Raw genomic sequence first — 20,478 nt, forward strand, 5'->3', positions numbered from 1 at the left:
GATGGAACAAAAAAAAGGAATGATCAGAGGAATCTGTATCAGTGAAAAAAGAGGCACGGAAAAATATCCGGTAGAAAGTGCAAAGATTCAGCCGGACTGGGGAATCGAGGGAGATGCACATGGCGGAAAATGGCACAGACAGATCAGCCTTCTTGGAGTTGAAAAGATAGAAGCATTCAAAGAACAGGGAGCGGATGTGGACTTTGGCGCATTTGGCGAGAATCTGATCGTGGAAGGATTCGATCTTAGGAATGTTCCGGTGGATTCACAGATTACGATCGGATCGGAAGTAAAACTTAAGGTGACGCAGATCGGAAAAGAATGCCACAGCCACTGCGCCATCTATCAGCGCATGGGTGACTGCATTATGCCAAGAGAAGGAATATTTGCAGAAGTATTAGAAGGCGGACTGATAAAGGTCAATGACCCGGTGTACATAACGATGCCGCAAAAAGACCGTCCATACAGTGTGGCGGTGATCACGCTCAGTGATAAGGCTTTTAAAGGTGAAAGAGAAGACCTGAGCGGACCGGCAATTGCGCACATTTTAAAAGAAAGCAAAGAAAAATATAACATAGATTATGATATAAAAGAGACCCTTCTTCTCCCGGACGGAGAAGAAGGACTGAAAAAGCAGCTGATCCGTCTGGCGGATCAAAGACAGATAGATCTTGTCCTGACAACAGGAGGGACAGGATTCGCACCAAGAGATGTGACCCCGGAGGCAACGGTAGCCGTCTGCGACCGTATGGCAAATGGAATTGCAGATGCGATCCGTAATTATTCTATGACGATCACAGAACGCGCCATGTTCAGCAGGGCAGTATCAGGACTTCGTAAGAAGACACTGATCATCAATCTTCCGGGAAGTCCCAAAGCAGTGAAGGAAGCACTGGAATACATTCTTCCGTTACTTCCTCATGGACTGGATGTCCTTAGGGGCAATGTAAGAGAATGTGGCAGGAAATAATCATACAAAAGAAAGGAAGAAAAAGCAGTATGAAGAACCAGATGGTAAAAAGAATTGCATCTGTCCTCCTTGCAGGAGTAATGGTAGTTTCGCTGGCAGCATGCGGAGGAAACAAAAAAACTGAGACGACAGACACAAGCGATAAGAAGGAAAGCTCAAAAAAAGAGACAGAGATCCAGGTGTTCATCGCAGCAAGTCTTAATACAGTAATGACAGAGCTTGCAAAAGAATATAACGAAGATCATCCGGAAGTTAAGATTACATTTAATGCAGATAGTTCTGGAACTCTTCTGACACAGATTGAAGAAGGATATGAATGTGACCTCTTCTTTTCAGCAGCACAGAAACAGATGGATCAGTTAGAGGCTGACGGACTGGTAGTAGACGGAACAAGAGCCAACGTGCTGAATAACCAGGTTGTAGTAATCTCTTTAAAAGACAGTGGAACAAAAGTAACAGGACTTGAAAACTTACAGGACGCAAAGAGTATTGCACTTGCAGGTGGAAGTGTTCCGGTTGGAAAATATACAAGACAGGCACTCGTTAACCTTGGATCATTAAAAGCCGATGGTGAAGTAGATGCCATTACAACCCGGCAGGTATCCGATGCACTCGGTGGAGTAGAGATCAGTGAAGAAGATAATGTAAGTAAGGTACTGACAGCTGTAGTAGAAGGATCCTGCGAAGTTGGAACAACATATTATTCAGATACTTATGGATACGAAGACAAACTGGATATCCTTCAGGTTGTAAGCTATGATCTGACAGGTGATGTAATCTATCCAATCTGTCAGGTACAAAATGATGAAGCAGACGATGCACAGACAGAAGCTGCAAAAGACTTCTATAAGTTCGTATTGTCTGACAATGCAAAGAAAGTCTTTGATGCATATTATTTTGATACAAATGTAGAAAGATAAAAGGATTTTTATCATCAGGGAGGAAATGACGTGGAAGCAGTGGTGGATATATTAAAACAGCTGGACTACAGTCCGTTGTTTGTATCATTGAAAACTGGAATTGTTGCAACGGTATTTTCTTTTTTTCTCGGGCTTTTTGCGGCGCGAAAAGTAATCAAAGCAGGGCCAAAAGTAAAAGCGGTTGCAGACGGGATTCTGACCTTGCCGATGGTGCTGCCGCCAACGGCAGCAGGCTTCTTCCTGCTTCTTTTGTTTAGCCGGAGACGTCCGTTTGGAGTCTTTTTATATCAGGAATTCGGAATCAAGGTTGTACAGACATGGGTGGGCTGTATTATAGCAGCGACAGTGATCGCATTTCCGCTTATGTACCGGAATGCAAGAGCAGCCTTTGAACAGATTGATGTGAATCTGATCCATGCGGCAAGAACGCTTGGAATGCCGGAATACAAAATTTTCTGGAAAGTTGCTGTGCCATCTGCAGGTCCGGGACTTGTAGCAGGAACGATCCTTACATTTGCAAGGGCACTGGGAGAATACGGAGCCACTTCGATGCTGGCTGGCAATATTCCGGGGAAGACCGGAACCATTTCCCAGAGGATTGCGATGGTTATCCAGGATGGTGATTATATGACTGCCGGAATCTGGGTTGTGATCATTATGCTGGTTGCGTTTGTACTGATATTCCTTATGAACCTGGTTACAGGACACAATATGAAGAATATCCGGAGATGGTAGGAGGAAATAACGGATGTCGATGGAGGTAGAGATACATAAAAAGCTAGGAGATTATAAGCTGGATGTACACTGGAAATCAACGAAAAAAAGAATTGGCATACTCGGAGCATCGGGAAGCGGAAAGAGCCTGACTTTAAAAAGTATTGCAGGAATAGAACATCCGGATCAGGGACATATCCAGATTGCTGATCATGTGCTCTATGATTCTGATTCCAGAATCTGCCTGAAACCACAGAAGAGAAATGTAGGATATATGTTCCAGAACTACGCATTGTTCCCGACTATGACGGTAGAGCAGAATGTAGGAGCCGGACTTTTGGACCGTCAAAGTGGCAGAAAAAAGTTTTTGCTGACAGGATCTGCAGATGCAAAAAAGAAAAAACAGGAGCAGGTAGAAAAGATGATCCACCGATTCCGTCTGGAAGGATTGGAAAAAAGACTGCCAAGAGAATTGTCCGGAGGCCAGCAGCAAAGAGTCGCACTGGCAAGGATCATGGCATATGAACCGACAGTCATCCTTCTGGATGAACCATTCTCGGCTCTTGATGTGTTCTTAAAAGACCGGCTTCAGCAGGAGATGATGGAGCTTTTAAGTGATTATGATGGAACCGTAATTCTGGTATCTCACAGTAGAGATGAGATCTACCGGTTCAGCGAAGAACTTCTGGTTATTGATGACGGAAAACAAATCTGTTATGGTGATACTAAGGAGATTTTTGTTAAGCCAGAGAAAGTAGAAGCTGCAAGACTTACCGGCTGTAAGAACATTGTTCTGGCAAAACGGATTGATGAACACCGGCTTGAAATTGCAGACTGGGGCGTAGAGCTTGTACTGCAGCAGAAGATAAGTCCGGATGTGACACATATCGGTGTGCGTGCACATGAATTCGTGCCTGTGTGGGGTGAAAGAAAGGAAAACTGCATTCCGGTACAGGTAAAGGGAAAAGCTGAATTCCCATTTGAATGGAAATATTTCCTGAAAGCTACAAAAGAAGATAGTGATGATATCTGCTGGTATGTACAGAAAACATTGTGGAATGATCTGGAAACATATGGTGTTCCGGATTACCTGCAGCTTCCGGAGAAGGAGATTCTTTTATTGGAATAAGCTTCTTTTGTTAGAAGAAAATACATGTTATAATGAGCGTTAGTAAACAGGCCGTGAAAAGGCCGGTTTATAAACGCTCATTTTTAATACCTGAGTATGCAGGGAAGAGCTGTCAGTGACAGGTCCTCTGTATGCCTGAGTATACAAAAACTGCCAGTGGCAGGAGCTTTGTTTGGAGGAAAATGATGTATACGATAGGAACACATATGTCCATCGCAGGGGGGATTGCAAAGACGGCAGAGAATGTGGTGAAGATGAATGCCAATACCATGCAGATCTTCAGCAGAAACCCGCGGGGATCCAGTTATAAAAATTATACCGAAGAAGAAAAAGCCAGATTTGAAAAGACACGGAAAGATTATGCTTTTGGTCCGTTACTGGCACATGCACCATACACAATGAATCTGGCAAGTGCGACGGAAAAGACGTATGAATTTGCCTGTGCGGTGATAAGAGAAGACATAAAGCGGATGGATGATCTGAATATAGAAAATCTGGTATTTCATCCGGGAAGCCATACCGGCATTGGAGAAGAAGCCGGCATACAGAATATAATACGGGGAATCGATCAGGCCATTACAGGATCGGAACGGATTACTGTATTACTGGAAACCATGAGTGGAAAAGGGACGGAGATCGGATACCGTTTTGAACAGCTGAAAACAATCCGGGATGGTGTGAAACATCCGGAGAAGATCGGCATTTGCCTGGATACCTGTCATGTGTTTGCGGCAGGGTATGATATCGTGCATGATCTTGATGGTGTGCTTGAAGAATTCGATCAGGTTCTGGGACTTGATCTGTTAAAAGCAGTTCATTTAAATGACAGTCTGATGCCATTTGGTTCAAGAAAAGACAGACATGCAGTGACAGGTGAAGGCGAGATCGGTCTGGAAGCACTTCTGAATGTGATGCGTCATCCAAAATTAAAGAACCTTCCGTTCTACCTGGAGACACCATTGGATGATACGGGACACAAAGAAGAGATCGCAAGATTAAAAGAGTGTCTGCGGGATATATAGAAGAAGCAGCCCAAAATCTTACATAATTTTATACAGTTTTGATAAAAGATAAAATAAAACAAAAAAGCGAAGGACAACGATAAAAGACAGAAACGAGGAGGAGAACAATAATGGAAAATAAGATAAAGGATATCAATGATTGCTATACATTGAATAACGGAGTAAAGATTCCATGTGTTGCCTATGGAACCTATAAAGCGGCAGATGGAAAAAGTGCAGAGATCATACGCACTGCAATTGAAGCAGGCTACCGGTATTTTGATACTGCTGCATTTTATCACACAGAAGAGTATCTGGCCGAGGCAATCAAAGAAAGCGGGATCCCAAGGGAAGAGTTTTTTATTGCATCCAAGCTCTGGAAAGATGATATGGGCTATGAAGAGACAAAAAAAGCATTTGCAGAGACACTTCGGAATCTGCAGACAGATTATGTAGATCTGTATCTGATCCACTGGCCGCTTCCAGCACCGGATTACAAAGACTGGAAGAGACTGGATCTGGACTGCTGGAGAGCGATGGAAGAATTATATGAAGAAGGTAAGATAAAAGCAATCGGACTTAGCAATTTCCTGCCGCATCACATTGAAAATATTCTGGAACACTGCAAAATAAAACCGGCAGTTAACCAGCTGGAGATCCATCCGGGATATTCACAGGAAGCAGCTGTGAGATATTGTGAAGAACATGATATCCGCGTCCAGGCATGGAGTCCGATCGGAAGACAGAGGGTCCTGAAAGAAGAACTGGTAGTGGAACTTGCGGAAAAATACCATGTATCACCAGCCCAGATCTGTCTCAGATATTCTGTGCAGAGAGGAATCATACCACTTCCGAAGTCTTCGTCTATGGAACGTATGATTCAGAATCAGGATCTGTTCTCGTTTGAAATAGAAAAAGAAGATATGTACCGTCTGGAGACCATGCCGCAGGCAGGCTGGTCGGGAGAGCATCCGGACAGGGAGAGGGTATATTTTGAATAATGAAAATGGACGTATGCTTCACTATATCGCAAGAATCAGGACGGATTTTCCGGAAAAATTCGGGATTCCAAGACAGCCACGTCTTGCGTGTACAAAAGGAATAATTGTATTTGAACCGGAATACAGAAAAGAAGAGGCGCTTCGTGGACTGGAAGAGTATTCTCATATCTGGCTGCTTTGGGAATTTTCAGAGGCAGTCAAAGAGACATGGAGTCCGACAGTACGCCCGCCAAGACTGGGAGGAAATATGCGCTGCGGAGTGTTCGCAACCAGATCACCATTCCGGCCCAATCCGGTAGGGCTGTCCTGTGTAAAACTGGCAGGAATAGAAAAAGATGCAAAACTTGGAACGGTACTTCTAGTAGAAGGGGCAGATCTGATGGATGGTACTCCGGTCTTTGATATCAAGCCATATCTTCCTTATGCAGATATCGTGGAGGATGCAAAAGGCGGGTTCGCTGACCGGGTAAAAAATTATGCACTGGAAGTTATGATCCCGGAGAACCTTCTGGAAAAGCTTCCAAAAGACCAAAGAAAATGTATCCGGGAGATTCTCGCAGAAGATCCGCGACCATCGTATCAGACGGATCCGGAGCGTATATATGGAATGAGTTATGCCGGTTACGAGATCCATTTTCAGGTAAAAGACCAGATACTGACTGTGTGTGGGATTGACAAAGATGAACATAACGTCAAAGCGAAGCCTGAAAAAGATCAGAACTAAAATATACATATAAAAACAGGAGGAACTGCAGGTGAAATATTATCTTGCACCGCTTGAGGGAATTACAACATATATATACAGAAGGGCATATCATGCACATTACCGTGCGATGGATAAGTACTTTACGCCGTTTCTGGTACCCCATACCAAAAAAGACTTTAACACACGGGAAAAGAATGATATCCTGCCGGAACATAATCAGGGAATGTATCTGGTGCCGCAGATTCTGGCAAATGATGCCGAAGGATTTTTGAATACAGTTGAAAAATTAAAAGCTTACGGTTACGGGGAAGTGAATCTGAATCTTGGATGTCCGTCGAAAACGGTCGTTTCAAAAGGACGTGGATCTGGATTCTTATATTACACAGATGAACTGGATCGTTTTCTGGATGAAATATATACAAAAGCAGATATAAAGATCTCGGTAAAAACAAGAATCGGAAAATACGGAGCAGATGAATGGGGAAAGCTTCTTGAAATTTATAACCAGTATCCGTTAGAAGAGCTGATCGTCCACCCAAGGATCCAACAGCAGTTTTACAAAGGAAAGCCGGATCTTGATGCATTCGAAGATGCGATGAGGGAGTGCCGGTGTCCGCTTTGCTATAATGGAGATATCTATACTGTAGAAGATATGAATAAGATAAAGGAAAGATTCACAGGATTGTCCTGCGTTATGCTTGGAAGAGGAATCTTAAGAAATCCGGAGCTGACTGAGCTGATCGGATCGGGGGAAGACCGGGTGGATGCAAGAAAGTTAAGAGCATTTCATGACCAGATCTACGAAGATTACCAGGAGGTAAGCTGCGGGGATAAAAATGTTTTATTCAAAATGAAAGAACTCTGGTGTTATCTTGGAATGTTATTCCCGGATCAGGAAAAACTGCTGAAAAAGATAAGAAAAGCGGAGAAATTAGACCGGTATGAGTCTGTTGTAGATGAGCTGTTAGGACATGCAAATATACGTATTTGATCGAATTCTCTTTACTTTTGAAAATTTATGCAATATAATAGATAAAAATTCTATATACAGGAATTTTGAGAAGGTGAGGGACGCATATGGATCGGTTGAACCAGTTGATCGCAGAGAATTTGAAGGAAATCCGGAAAGGAAAAGGACTGAGTCTGGAGCAGGTGTCATCCCTTACAACAATCAGCAAAAGTATGTTAAGCCAGCTGGAAAGAGGAGAAGTAAATCCTACGATATCTACTGTGTATAAGCTGGCACTTGGACTGAAAGTTCCGGTGACGGCATTTACCGTAGATAAGCCGCAGCCATTTTTCAAAACAGGAAAAAAAGAAGTAGAGCCTCTGAGCGGGGATGACGGGAGATACCGTCTTTATCCGGTATTCAGCTTTAGGGAAGGACAGGATTTTGAAATTTTTGATCTGGAGTTTGATGAGGGCGGCATGATGCAGGCGAACAGGCAGATGACAGGGACCAGAGAATTTATCACGGTGTATGAAGGGGAGCTGACGCTGACCTTTAAGGACCGGGAATATGTTCTTAAAGCAGGAGATGCAGCATCTTATAATGCTTTTGATGATTATATTTATAAGAATACAGGAAAAGGCATGGTGACTGCGAATATCGTAGTACATTATCCGAATTAGAAAGGGGTTTACAGTATGGAAGACCAGAAACAGCGTGTGTATGACGCATTAAAAAAGATGGGAATTAAGTATGAGGTGGTAGAACACGAGCCCGTGCATACCATGGAGGATATGGACAGACTGGGACTCCCGGAAAAGGGTACACTGTGTAAGAACCTGTTCTTAAGGGATCCAAAGGGAAAAAGACATTTTCTGATTACGGCTGATGAAAAGACAAAGGTAGACTTAAAAACACTTGGAAGACAGCTTGGAGCAGGAAATTTAAGCTTTGCCTCGGAAGAACGTCTGGAAAAGTATCTGGGAGTAAAACAGGGAAGTGTGACACCATTTGCACTGATGAACGATACAGATCATGCAGTGGAATTCTTTATTGATAAGAACTTAAGCAGATGTAAAAGTATGGGTATCCATCCGCTGGAGAATACCGCAACAGTATTTCTTTCATTCAAGGACCTGGATAAATTCCTGTGGAATCTGGATGTGGATGTTGTGAAGATTAAACTGTAATAAAAAAGGTGTGCCACATAGAGATGCTGGCGGTAAATGATTTCTGCAACATGGAGAATTACCGCCTGTAAAACTATAAGCGTAAAACTATAAACTTTTCTGAGGTGAAAAGTTTATAGTTTTTTTATTGCAACTTCCAGGACATGGAAGTAGAATAGATAGGTATATGAAATTACGTATATAAAGATGCGTATATAAAAGTTACAAATGAAAGCGAGGATAACTATGGAAGAATGGCAGAACAGGCAGAATCAGCCGGATTCCAGACCGAAGCAGATGCCGGAGACACCGGGAAGACGTTTCTGGAGACTGTGGGGACCGATCCTGATAAAATGGGGGATTGGAATTGGAGTAGGAATGATAGCCATGGCCGCTTTGATGATGGCATATATGGGATCACATTATCAGACACCGGAAGCATTGGAAGCACTGATGTCAGATCAGAATAAGATGATGGCATTTTATGAAAAGATATTAAAAAAATATATCAGCTGCACAACGCTTGTAGAAGGTGTCACAGCGCTGGTGACGATTCCTGTAATGGCAATTCTGTTTCACAAAGATAGAAAGAAAGAAAAAGAGGCTGGAATTATACCGAATAAAAAAGCACCACTTTGGAAATATCCGGCAGTCATAGTGATGGCACTGGCACTTAGTCTGGGACTGAATAATCTGATTATTATTGGTAATCTGTCAAGTGTGGATGCAAGCTACGAACAGACGATGAATGCGATGTATTCAGCACCGCTTTTCTTACAGATTCTGTGTCTGGCAGTGCTGGTTCCGATCAGTGAAGAATACGTATTCCGTGGATTGTTTTTTAAACGTCTGGAATCCAGTACGACATTTGTATATGCAATGTTATATTCGTCACTTGTATTTGGAATCCTGCATATAAATCTGGTACAGATGATCTATGGGTTTATATTAGGAATGATGCTTGCATATGTCTATGAAAAATATGGCTCGCTAAAAGCACCAGTTGCTGCACATATGGCGATGAATCTGTTGTCAGTTCTGGCCACGGAGTTCGGACTCTACAGCTGGCTGATGAAAGACAAGATCCGGATCGGAGTCATTACGGTTGCGTGTGCAACAATTGCATCGACCATGTTCGTAATGATACGTGGAATCGAAGAAAAACCACAGAAAAAGAATGATAAAGAGAATCTGGCAATGTAAATTGCCAGATTTTTTTATTCAAAATGATAAATTAACTAATAATCTGACAATTTACGGAATATTTCTTCTTTACAAAGGTAAAACCTTGTGGTATAGTAGGAAAAAATAAAAAAAGAAAGGAACAGGTATATGAAAGAAGGAAACGTAGTCCAGCAGAATGGGCTGTACCGTTCCGAGTTTGAACATGATAACTGTGGAATCGGTGCGATTGTAAATATCAAAGGACACAAAAGTCACGACACAGTGGCGAACGCATTGAAAATTGTTGAACATCTTGAACATAGAGCTGGCAAGGATGCCGAAGGTAAGACAGGTGATGGAGTTGGAATCTTATTACAAGTTTCTCACAAATTCTTCTCCAAAGTCTGTAAACCTCTCGGCATCTTTTTGCGTTCAGAAAGAGATTATGGAGTGGGAATGTTTTTCTTCCCGCAGGATGAACTGAAGAGAAATCAGGCAAAGAAAATTTTTGAAGTAATTGTCAAAAAAGAAGGGATGAATTTCCTTGGCTGGAGAGAGGTCCCGGTAAAAGCAGAGGTTCTCGGAAGCAGAGCGGTAGAGTGTATGCCTTGTATCATGCAGGGATTCATTGAAAGACCGAAAAAGACAGAACAGGGAATTGATTTTGACCGTAAGCTTTATATCGTAAGACGTGTATTTGAACAGAGCGCAGATGATACATACGTAGCATCTCTTTCCAGTCGTACGATTGCTTATAAGGGTATGTTCCTGGTAGACCAGTTAAGACTGTTCTTCTCAGATCTTCAGGACCCGGATTATGAATCAGCGATTGCGCTGGTGCATTCACGATTCAGTACGAATACAAATCCTAGCTGGGAAAGAGCACATCCGAACCGCTTTATCGTACATAACGGCGAGATTAACACCATCCGTGGTAACACAGATAAGATGCGTGCCAGAGAAGAAAATATGGAATCTGAATGCATGAAGGGTAAGCTTCATGAAGTACTTCCGGCAATCAACAGCAGCGGATCAGATTCAGCAATGCTTGATAATGCAATTGAATTCATGGTTATGAGTGGTATGGATCTTCCACTGGCAGTCATGATCGCAATTCCGGAGCCATGGGCAAATAACAGAAACCTTTCACAGAAAAAGAAGGATTTTTACCAGTATTATGCAACCATGATGGAACCTTGGGACGGACCTGCATCCATTCTGTTCAGTGACGGTGACTGTATGGGTGCCGTACTTGACAGAAACGGACTCCGCCCTTCCAGATATTATATTACAGATGATGATACACTGATCCTTTCTTCTGAGGTTGGTGTATTGGATATCCCGCCGGAGAAGATCGTAGTAAAAGAAAGACTTCATCCAGGTAAGATGCTTCTGGTCGATATCAAGAAGGGAAAAGTTATTGATGATGAAGAATTAAAAGAGACCTATGCAAGCAGACAGCCGTATGGTGAATGGCTGGATAACAACCTGATCGAACTGAAAGATCTGAAGATTCCGAATCAGAAAGTACCGACTTATACAGCAGAAGAGTGCAGAAGACTTCAGAAAGCATTTGGATATTCTTATGAAGAAGTGAAGACATCCATCCTGAACATGGCCAAAAATGGAGCAGAAGGAACTGCAGCCATGGGTATCGATGCACCACTTGCGGTATTGTCTGATATGCATCAGAATCTGTTCGGATATTTCAAACAGCGTTTTGCACAGGTAACCAATCCTCCGATCGATGCCATCAGAGAAAAAGTTGTAACATCAACAACGGTATATATCGGAGAAGACGGAAACCTCCTGGAAGAAAAAGCAGAGAACTGTAAGATGTTAAAGGTACATAACCCGATCCTTACAGAGACAGATCTTCTTAAAATTAAAAATATGAAAGAAGATGGATTTAAGGTTGCAGAGATTCCAACCATTTACTATAAGAACTCAAGCCTTGAAAAAGCAATTGATTATCTGTTCATCGAAGTAGACAGAGCTATCCGTGAAGGGGCAAATATTCTGATCCTTTCAGACCGTGGTGTGGATGAATACCATGTGGCTATGCCGTCACTTCTGGTTCTGTCAGGACTGCAGCAGCACCTGGTACGTACGAAAAAGCGTACATCCGTAGGAATCGTTCTGGAGACAGGAGAGCCAAGAGAAGTACATCACTTTGCAACACTGATCGGATACGGAGCCTGTGCAATCAACCCATACCTTGCACATGAGTCAATTAAGCAGCTGATTGATACAGATATGCTTCAGAAAGACTACTATGCAGCAGTTGATGATTATAATAATGCAGTACTTAGCGGAATTGTTAAGATTGCATCTAAGATGGGTATTTCTACGATTCAGTCTTATCAGGGTGCTAAGATCTTCGAAGCAATCGGACTGAAACAGGAATTTATCGATAAATACTTTACAGATACCGTAAGCCGTATTGGAGGTATCGGAATCGAAGAAATCGCAGCTGATTATATTGCACGCCATTCGCAGGCATTTGATCCGCTTGGCCTGGAAGTGGATATGACACTTAACAGTGTAGGGCAGCATAAGTTAAAGAGCGGTGGAGAAAGACATCTTTACAATCCGCAGACGATACATATGTTACAGGAATCCACAAAACGTGGAGACTACGGTATGTTCAAACAATATACAGATATGGTCAATGCAGAAGGAGAACATATCAACTTACGTGGACAGTTGGAATTCAACTATCCAAAGAAAGGAATTCCAATCGAGGAAGTAGAAAGTGTTGATGAGATCGTAAAACGATTCAAAACTGGTGCGATGTCTTATGGATCGATTTCAAAAGAGGCACATGAGACACTGGCAATCGCAATGAACCAATTACATGGAAAGTCAAACAGTGGTGAAGGTGGAGAAGAGATTGAACGTCTTGACACGAACCGCTGCTCGGCAATCAAGCAGGTTGCTTCCGGACGTTTTGGTGTAACAAGCAGATATCTGGTCAGCGCACAGGAGATCCAGATTAAGATGGCACAGGGAGCAAAACCAGGAGAAGGTGGACATCTGCCGGGAGGAAAGGTATATCCATGGATTGCCAAGACCCGTCATTCAACACCGGGAGTCAGCCTGATCTCACCACCGCCTCATCATGATATCTATTCGATCGAGGACCTTGCTCAGCTGATCTATGACTGTAAGAATGCCAATAAAGATGCAAGAATTACAGTAAAACTGGTATCAGAAGCAGGGGTAGGAACCGTTGCGGCAGGTGTTGCAAAAGCCGGGGCCGGTCTGATCTTGATCTCTGGATATGACGGAGGAACAGGAGCTGCACCAAGAAGCTCTATCCACAATGCAGGACTTCCTTGGGAGCTTGGACTTGCAGAGACACATCAGACACTGATACAGAATGGATTAAGAGAAAGAGTGCGTATCGAGACAGACGGTAAGCTAATGAGCGGACGTGACGTAGCGATTGCAGCAATCCTCGGAGCGGAAGAATTCGGATTCGCAACAGCTCCGCTTGTAACCATGGGATGCGTGATGATGCGTGTATGTAATCTGGATACCTGCCCGGTCGGAGTAGCAACCCAGAATCCGGAACTTAGAAAGAGATTCCGTGGAAAACCAGAATATGTAGTGAACTTTATGAAGTTCATCGCGCAGGACCTGAGAGAATATATGGCAAAATTCGGTGTACGTACACTGGATGAATTAGTAGGAAGAACAGATCTTCTAAAAGTAAAAGATGTACCAACATCAGAAAGAGCTTCTACGCTGAATCTGGAGCAGATTCTTAACAATCCATATGAAGGAACTAAGACACCGATGACCTTCAATCCAAAGAAGGTATATGACTTTGAACTTGAAAAAACACTGGATGAAAAGGTACTGGTAAAAGAACTCCTTCCATCACTGGAAAAGAATCAGAAGAGAAGCATTGAAGTAGATGTAACAAATACAAACCGTACATTTGGAACGATCTTTGGATCAGAGATCACCAGAAGATATCCGGAAGGACTGGACGAGGACAGCTACGTAGTACATTGTAAGGGCGCTGGCGGACAGTCGTTTGGAGCATTTATTCCAAGAGGTCTTACACTGGAACTGACAGGTGACAGTAACGATTACTTTGGAAAAGGACTTTCCGGTGGAAAACTGGTTGTATATCCTCCGAAGGGAATCCGCTACAAAGCAGAAGAGAATATCATCATCGGTAACGTAGCTCTGTATGGAGCAACCAGTGGTAAAGCATTCATCAATGGTGTGGCCGGAGAACGTTTTGCAGTACGTAACTCAGGTGCAACAGCTGTTGTTGAAGGTGTAGGAGACCACGGATGTGAATACATGACAGGTGGACGTGTTGTCGTACTTGGCGGAACCGGTAAGAACTTTGCAGCCGGTATGAGCGGTGGTGTTGCTTATGTACTGGATATGGAAAGCGATCTCTATACAAGAGTGAATAAAGAGATGGTGCACATCGAGCATGTCACAACCAAGATGGATGTAGGTGAACTTAAGAGCATGATCGAAGAACATGTGGCAAGTACCAACTCAGAGCTTGGAAAGAAGATTCTGGACAGCTTCACAGAATACCTTCCGAAATTTAAAAAGATCATCCCGATTGATTATGAACGGATGCTGACCACAATTCTTCAGATGGAAGAACAGGGTATGAGCAGCGAACAGGCAAAGACAGAAGCGTTCTATGCGATCAAAGAAGGAAGATAGGAGGTAAGAACAGTGGGAAAAGCAACAGGATTTATGGATTATAACAGACAGGACAAACTGGCAGAAGATCCAAAAGACAGAATCAGACATTTCAGGGAATTTCATACTCCGCTTTCTAAGGAAGAACAGGAATTACAGGGTGCAAGATGCATGGCATGTGGTGTACCGTTCTGCCAGTCCGGTCAGATGCTGATGGGAATGGCAAGCGGATGCCCACTTCATAATCTGGTACCGGAGTGGAATGATCTGATCTTTCATGGCAACTGGGAAGAAGCGTATTACAGACTGAAAAAGACCAATAACTTCCCGGAATTTACATCAAGGGTATGCCCGGCACTCTGTGAAGCTGCATGTACCTGTGGACTGAATGGAGATGCGGTATCAAGTAAGGCGAATGAATACAGCATTATTGAAAATGCATATAAAAAAGGATATGCCGCAGCAAAACCTGTAAAAGTAAGAACAGGAAAGAAAGTGGCAGTTGTAGGTTCCGGACCATCCGGGCTTGCAACAGCTGATATGCTGAACCGCAGAGGTCACAGCGTAACAGTATTCGAACGGGAAGATAAAATCGGTGGACTTCTCCGCTATGGTATTCCGAACATGAAACTGGAAAAGCAGTTTATTGACAGAAAAATTGCTATCATGGAAGAAGAAGGAATCGAGTTTGTTACAGGATGTAATATCGGAAAAGATAAAAAGGCTTCTACATTATTAAAAGAATTTGACCGTGTAGTACTTTGCTGCGGGGCATCAAATCCAAGAGACATTAAGGTTCCCGGAAGAGATGCAAAAGGAATACATTTTGCAGTGGATTTCTTAAAGTCCACAACAAAAGCACTCTGGAAACATGCAAAACAGAATGAAGACGGAACATATGAATTCAAACTGGAAGATGGAAGTTACATTTCCGCAAAAGGAAAGAATGTCATGGTCATCGGAGGTGGAGATACCGGAAATGACTGTGTGGGAACTTCTATGCGTCATGGGGCAAAAAGTGTATTGCAGCTTGAGATGATGCCTAAGGCACCGGATCAGCGTACAGAGATGAACCCATGGCCGGAGTGGCCGAGAGTCTGCAAGACAGACTATGGACAGCAGGAGGCTGCAGCAGTATTTGGACATGATCCTAGAGTTTATCAGACGACCGTAAAAGAGTTTAAAAAAGATAAAAATGGAAATGTCTGCAAAGCAGTACTCGTCAAATTAGAGCCAAAGAAAAATGAAAAAACGGGCCGTATGATGATGAGCGAGGTCGCTGGAAGTGAGTATACTGTAGACGTGGATCTGGTACTGATCGCAGCAGGATTCCTTGGCAGCCAGGACTATGTAACAAAGGCATTTGGCGTAGAAGTAAATGAACGTACGAACGTTAAGACGACTCCTGGAAAGCATGATACGAACGTGAAAAATGTCTTTACAGCAGGAGATATGCACAGAGGCCAGTCACTGGTTGTATGGGCAATCCGTGAAGGAAGAGAAGCTGCGAAGGAAGTGGATGTCAGTCTGATGGGATACAGCAATATGCATGTCCAGTAGGAATGTGACGGGATTATTTAAAAAAGTATTTATATCGTAGTATTTCGACATATTATTATATTATAAATAAGAAGAAACAGGCCGGGACGAAACGTCCCGGCCTGTTAATTGTTACAAAAATATTAAAAAATGTTGCAATTTACATTCATGTGCGCTATAATGACATGCAGATGCGGAAAACGGATTCCGCAATGAGGGAAGTATAAAACCAAAAAATAAAAAGAAAGAAGAGTGAATATGAATAAATACGGAATCAGATTAATCACAGCAGTGGCAGCAAGTTCAATGATCGTTACACCTGTTTTAGCGGCACCGTCAGTTGACGATTTGAAAAAAGAAAAAGCAGCAAAACAGAGCGAAGTAAGTTCCTTACAGTCACAGCTGACAAGCTTGATGGGAAAAGTTAATAACCTGGAACTGGAGCTGATCCAGACAGGTGAGAATATCACACAGGCTCAGAGCGATCTGGAAGTTGCGCAGGAAAAAGAAAAAGAACAGTACGCAGCTATGAAAAAACGTATCAAGTACATGTACGAAGCTGGAAATGAATCAGCATTTGAGACACTGATCGCATCCGATGACTTCACAGACTTACTTAGTAAAGCAGAATACGTTCAGAACGTACATAGTTATGACAGAAAACAGTTACAGGAATATGTAGAGACAAAACAGCAGATCTCAGATCTGAAAGACAGTCTGGAAAAAGACCAGAAAGAACTGGAAAGCAAACAGGCTGAATACGAAAAACAGGGAGATAACCTCAACAATCTGATCAGTTCAAAATCAGCAGAGGTTGCAAACCTTGATTCTGAGATTCAGGCAGCCGCAGAAGCAGCAGCCAGAGAAGCAGCCGAAAGAGCAGCAAAAGAAGCCGCTGAGAAAGCAGCAAAAGAGGAAGCCGCAAGACAGCAGGCAGCTGCAGCAGCAAGCAGCAATGCTCCAAAGAGTAATTCGACAAGCAACTCATCATCAAGTAGCTCAAACAGTACAACAACAGCAAGCAGACCTGCATCAAGCAGCACAAGCTCAAGCAGACCTGCATCAAGCAGTTCAAGCTCTAATACAACGACAAGTAAGCCGTCAACAGGCACAAGTACATCAACAAGTACATCAAATGCAAGCGGCAGCACAATCGTAAGCAGAGCATACAGCCAGCTTGGTAAACCATATGTATGGGGCGCTTGTGGACCGGATAGTTTTGACTGTTCAGGATTCGTAAGTTACTGTCTGACAGGAAGCTATACACGTATCGGAACAACAACAACATTCATGGGATGGACAAGAGTAAGCAACCCACAGCCAGGAGATGTTGTAACAACAGCTAACCACTGTGGTATCTATATCGGAAATGGTCAGATGATCCACGCTCCACATACAGGAGACGTTGTAAAAGTCGGACCAGTACAGTCTGGTATGATTTACGTTCGTAGATAATACATAGAAGAATATAAGAGGATTCAGAGTCAGAAATGATTTTGAATCCTTTTTTTTCGAAAGAAGCAGTCGGTGACATGTCCTCTGAATACAATTATTATCAGGGTTTCAGGGAAAAGGACTTGCTTTTCTTATGTATGTATGCTAAACTAGAGAAGTCGCAAAAAATCACGCATAGGCTTGTCCCGATGGTGCCAAAGCCTGGTAACAGGACGGTTTCGGGGACGTATAACAACATATGCGGAAGTAAAAAACCAATGGAGGAAAAAAACATGAGCGTTATTTCAATGAAGCAACTTTTAGAAGCAGGTGTTCACTTTGGACATCAGACAAGAAGATGGAACCCTAAGATGGCTCCTTATATCTACACAGAGAGAAATGGTATCTACATCATCGACCTTCAGAAATCTGTAGGTAAAGTAGATGAGGCTTACCAGGCAGTAGCTGATATCGCTGCAGAAGGTGGTACAATTCTTTTCGTAGGTACAAAGAAACAGGCTCAGGATGCTATCAAAGTAGAAGCTGAACGTTGCGGAATGTACTATGTAAATGAAAGATGGCTTGGAGGAATGCTTACAAACTTCAAGACAATCAAAAGCAGAATCGCTCGTCTGAAAGACATCGAAAGAATGTCAGAAGACGGAACATTTGATGTACTGCCTAAGAAAGAAGTTATCCAGTTAAAGAAAGAATGGGATAAACTTGAGAAGAACCTTGGCGGAATCAAAGACATGAAGACACTTCCAGATGCTATTTTTATCGTAGATCCTAAGAAGGAAAGAATCTGTGTTCAGGAAGCACACACTCTTGGAATTCCACTTATCGGTATCGCTGATACTAACTGTGATCCAGAGGAACTTGATTATGTAATTCCTGGAAATGACGATGCTATCCGTGCTGTAAAACTGATCGTTTCTAAGATGGCTGATGCTGTAGTAGAAGCTAACCAGGGTGTTGCAGGCGAAGAAGAGTATGTTGAAGAAGCTGAAGAAGCAGTAGAAGAATAAGATTCTTAAAAAACATAATTGGAGGATAAGATCATGGCAGTTACAGCTAAGATGGTAAAAGAATTAAGAGAAATGACCGGTGCAGGAATGATGGACTGCAAGAAAGCTCTTAATGAGACAAATGGTGATATGGATGCAGCTATCGAGTTCTTAAGAAAGAACGGAGAAGCTAAGGCTGTTAAAAAAGCCGGACGTATCGCAGCAGAAGGTATTGTTATGGCTGATGTAAAAGAAGACAAGACAGCAGCTATCGTAGAGGTTAACTCTGAGACAGACTTCGTTGCTAAGAATGCCGAATTCCAGGGATTCGTTAAAGCAGTTGTTAATCAGGCAATCGCTTCTGAAGCAACAGACATGGAAGGATTCATGGCTGAGGCTTGGAACGAAGATGCTTCTAAGACAGTACAGGATGCATTAAATGAGAAGATTTCTGTAATTGGAGAAAAACTCAGCATCAGAAGATTTGAGAAAGTTGTTACTGATGGTTGTGTAGTATCTTACATCCATGGCGGCGGACGTATCGGTGTTCTTGTAGAAGCTGAGACAGACGTTGTTAACGATGAAATCAGATCATGCCTGAAGAACGTAGCTATGCAGGTTGCAGCTATGTCTCCAAAATATACTTCACGTGATGAAGTAGATGCTTCTTTCTTAGAGCATGAAAAAGAGATTCTTCTTGCTCAGGCTAAACAGGAGAATCCAAACAAACCAGATAATATCATCGAGAAGATGATCATCGGACGTCTCAACAAAGAGATGAAAGAAATCTGCCTGTTAGATCAGGTATACGTTCAGGACAGCGACCTTACAGTAGCTAAATACGTAGAGAAGGTAGCTAAAGAGAACGGAGCTAACATGACAGTTAAGAAGTTTGTTCGTTTTGAGACAGGAGAAGGTCTTGAGAAGAAGAATGAAGACTTCGCAGCTGAAGTTGCAGCACAGATGAACGCATAATCTTACAGTTCGCATAAGAATTTGAACCGTATTATTATCATGTAAATCAACGAAAAACCTTGAATTTCCTATGAAAATGGGATGATTCAAGGTTTTTTTGCGTGTTGGGGAATAAATTTTGACTTATCGTAAATTATCGCTATTTATGCATGGAATTGGGTAAAAGTTGGGGAGTGAGTTGGGGAATTTCCAAAAGGAGATCAGAAGGATGGAGAATGAATTAGAAGTTGTGAATATCCGTTTAGTAAAAGAACCATCTCTTTATAGTGAGCAGACATTGGATAATCCGCAGGCTGTTGTAGAATTGATGGCGAAGGAGTTATCTCAATATGACAGAGAAGTATCTTGCATCCTGAATATGAAAAATAATGGACAGGTAATCAATATGAATCTGGTTAGTGTTGGAACAATCAATGCTTCGTTGGTAATTCCGAGAGAAGTCTTTAAGAGCAGTATTCTGGCAAATGCTTCTGCAATCATTGGACTTCATAATCATCCCAGTGGCAATGTGAAACCGTCAAAAGAGGATATGATCGTTACGAGGAAGCTACAGAAGTGCGGACAGCTACTGGGGATAGAATTGCTGGATCATATCATTGTCGGCGGAACTAATGAAAAGATGCTTAGTTTCCGAGAAGAAAAGATGTTGAATGTGACAGGAAGGATGGATTGGGAAAGATAGGGCAAGCGGTGGAGAGTCAGGGAATCTATGATATAAAGATTCTTTGACTTAACAAAAATAAAATGATTTTGAAGAAAAGGTGCAAAATAAGAATAAAAAATTGACTCTATCATACAATAAGACTATAATATAAATATGATTTTGTTAAAAACAAGCAGAATGGAGGTAATAAAATGCTTCTTGAATTTAAAACAAAAAATTATAAATCTTTTGTAGAAGAGGCAAGCTTTTCAATGGTAGCTGCGCCAAAACAAAAGGGATTAGATTATAGTCTTATGAAGACAAAAATAAAAGGAAAAGAGATAAAAGGGTTAAGTTCTTCGGTTATTTATGGACCGAATGCGGCAGGAAAAACTAATATTATTGGTGCGATGGATGTATTGCGGGCAATTGTTTTGAGAGGAAATATCAGAAATTCTGAAGAAAAATCATCAC

Annotated in this window: 18 protein-coding genes; all 18 read left to right on the top strand. The window is 42.4% G+C overall.

Features of this window, described 5'->3' with window-relative positions; all coding sequences use genetic code 11:
- The first annotated feature begins 1 nt into the window (after position 1).
- Positions 2-970 carry a molybdenum cofactor synthesis domain-containing protein gene (locus ACWJAF_RS07270; protein WP_448863058.1) on the top strand — a complete coding sequence of 323 codons (969 nt, stop codon included), beginning with the start codon at positions 2-4 and terminating at the stop codon, positions 968-970.
- A 29-nt stretch (positions 971-999) separates the two neighbouring features.
- Positions 1,000-1,890 (top strand): molybdate ABC transporter substrate-binding protein, encoded by an 891-nt coding sequence (gene modA / locus ACWJAF_RS07275; RefSeq protein WP_448863059.1) that lies wholly within the window; start codon positions 1,000-1,002, stop codon positions 1,888-1,890.
- A gap of 30 nt (positions 1,891-1,920) precedes the next feature.
- Complete coding sequence (gene modB, locus ACWJAF_RS07280; protein WP_448863060.1) at positions 1,921-2,625, top strand: molybdate ABC transporter permease subunit; 705 nt, start codon at positions 1,921-1,923, stop codon at positions 2,623-2,625.
- Positions 2,626-2,638: 13 nt separating this feature from the next.
- Positions 2,639-3,733 (top strand): sulfate/molybdate ABC transporter ATP-binding protein, encoded by a 1,095-nt coding sequence (locus ACWJAF_RS07285; protein ID WP_448863061.1) that lies wholly within the window; start codon positions 2,639-2,641, stop codon positions 3,731-3,733.
- A gap of 185 nt (positions 3,734-3,918) precedes the next feature.
- Positions 3,919-4,755, top strand: a complete 837-nt coding sequence (locus ACWJAF_RS07290) for a deoxyribonuclease IV (RefSeq protein ID WP_448863071.1) — start codon at positions 3,919-3,921, stop codon at positions 4,753-4,755.
- Positions 4,756-4,865: 110 nt separating this feature from the next.
- Entirely contained in the window at positions 4,866-5,735 is an 870-nt protein-coding gene (locus ACWJAF_RS07295) for an aldo/keto reductase (protein ID WP_448863062.1), read from the top strand.
- 13 nt (positions 5,736-5,748) lie between these two features.
- A complete protein-coding gene (gene tsaA, locus ACWJAF_RS07300; RefSeq protein WP_448863072.1) occupies positions 5,749-6,459 on the top strand; it encodes a tRNA (N6-threonylcarbamoyladenosine(37)-N6)-methyltransferase TrmO in 711 nt (236 codons plus the stop codon).
- Between the two features lie 31 nt (positions 6,460-6,490).
- Positions 6,491-7,432 (top strand): tRNA dihydrouridine synthase, encoded by a 942-nt coding sequence (locus tag ACWJAF_RS07305; RefSeq protein ID WP_448863063.1) that lies wholly within the window; start codon positions 6,491-6,493, stop codon positions 7,430-7,432.
- 86 nt (positions 7,433-7,518) lie between these two features.
- Positions 7,519-8,073 (top strand): helix-turn-helix domain-containing protein, encoded by a 555-nt coding sequence (locus ACWJAF_RS07310; protein WP_296032578.1) that lies wholly within the window; start codon positions 7,519-7,521, stop codon positions 8,071-8,073.
- 15 nt (positions 8,074-8,088) lie between these two features.
- The gene (locus ACWJAF_RS07315) at positions 8,089-8,580 is read left to right on the top strand and encodes a prolyl-tRNA synthetase associated domain-containing protein (protein ID WP_448863064.1); all 492 of its coding nucleotides are present in this window, start codon (positions 8,089-8,091) and stop codon (positions 8,578-8,580) included.
- 225 nt (positions 8,581-8,805) lie between these two features.
- Positions 8,806-9,762 (top strand): CPBP family intramembrane glutamic endopeptidase, encoded by a 957-nt coding sequence (locus ACWJAF_RS07320; protein ID WP_448863065.1) that lies wholly within the window; start codon positions 8,806-8,808, stop codon positions 9,760-9,762.
- A gap of 129 nt (positions 9,763-9,891) precedes the next feature.
- Positions 9,892-14,427, top strand: a complete 4,536-nt coding sequence (gene gltB, locus ACWJAF_RS07325; RefSeq protein ID WP_448863066.1) for a glutamate synthase large subunit — start codon at positions 9,892-9,894, stop codon at positions 14,425-14,427.
- Positions 14,428-14,439: 12 nt separating this feature from the next.
- Entirely contained in the window at positions 14,440-15,966 is a 1,527-nt protein-coding gene (locus ACWJAF_RS07330; RefSeq protein ID WP_448863067.1) for a glutamate synthase subunit beta, read from the top strand.
- Positions 15,967-16,203: 237 nt separating this feature from the next.
- Entirely contained in the window at positions 16,204-17,400 is a 1,197-nt protein-coding gene (locus ACWJAF_RS07335; protein WP_296032572.1) for a C40 family peptidase, read from the top strand.
- 272 nt (positions 17,401-17,672) lie between these two features.
- Positions 17,673-18,407, top strand: coding sequence for a 30S ribosomal protein S2 (gene rpsB / locus ACWJAF_RS07340; protein ID WP_028087118.1), 735 nt, complete (start codon positions 17,673-17,675; stop codon positions 18,405-18,407).
- 33 nt (positions 18,408-18,440) lie between these two features.
- Positions 18,441-19,361 (top strand): translation elongation factor Ts, encoded by a 921-nt coding sequence (tsf, locus tag ACWJAF_RS07345; RefSeq protein WP_296032570.1) that lies wholly within the window; start codon positions 18,441-18,443, stop codon positions 19,359-19,361.
- A gap of 208 nt (positions 19,362-19,569) precedes the next feature.
- On the top strand, positions 19,570-20,043 hold the full coding sequence (locus ACWJAF_RS07350) for a JAB domain-containing protein (protein ID WP_448863068.1): 474 nt from the start codon (positions 19,570-19,572) through the stop codon (positions 20,041-20,043).
- A 173-nt stretch (positions 20,044-20,216) separates the two neighbouring features.
- Positions 20,217-20,478: AAA family ATPase (locus ACWJAF_RS07355; RefSeq protein WP_448863069.1), on the top strand; the 262-nt coding region annotated here is incomplete at its 3' end.

The sequence above is a fragment of the Dorea sp. genome, assembly GCF_977044405.1.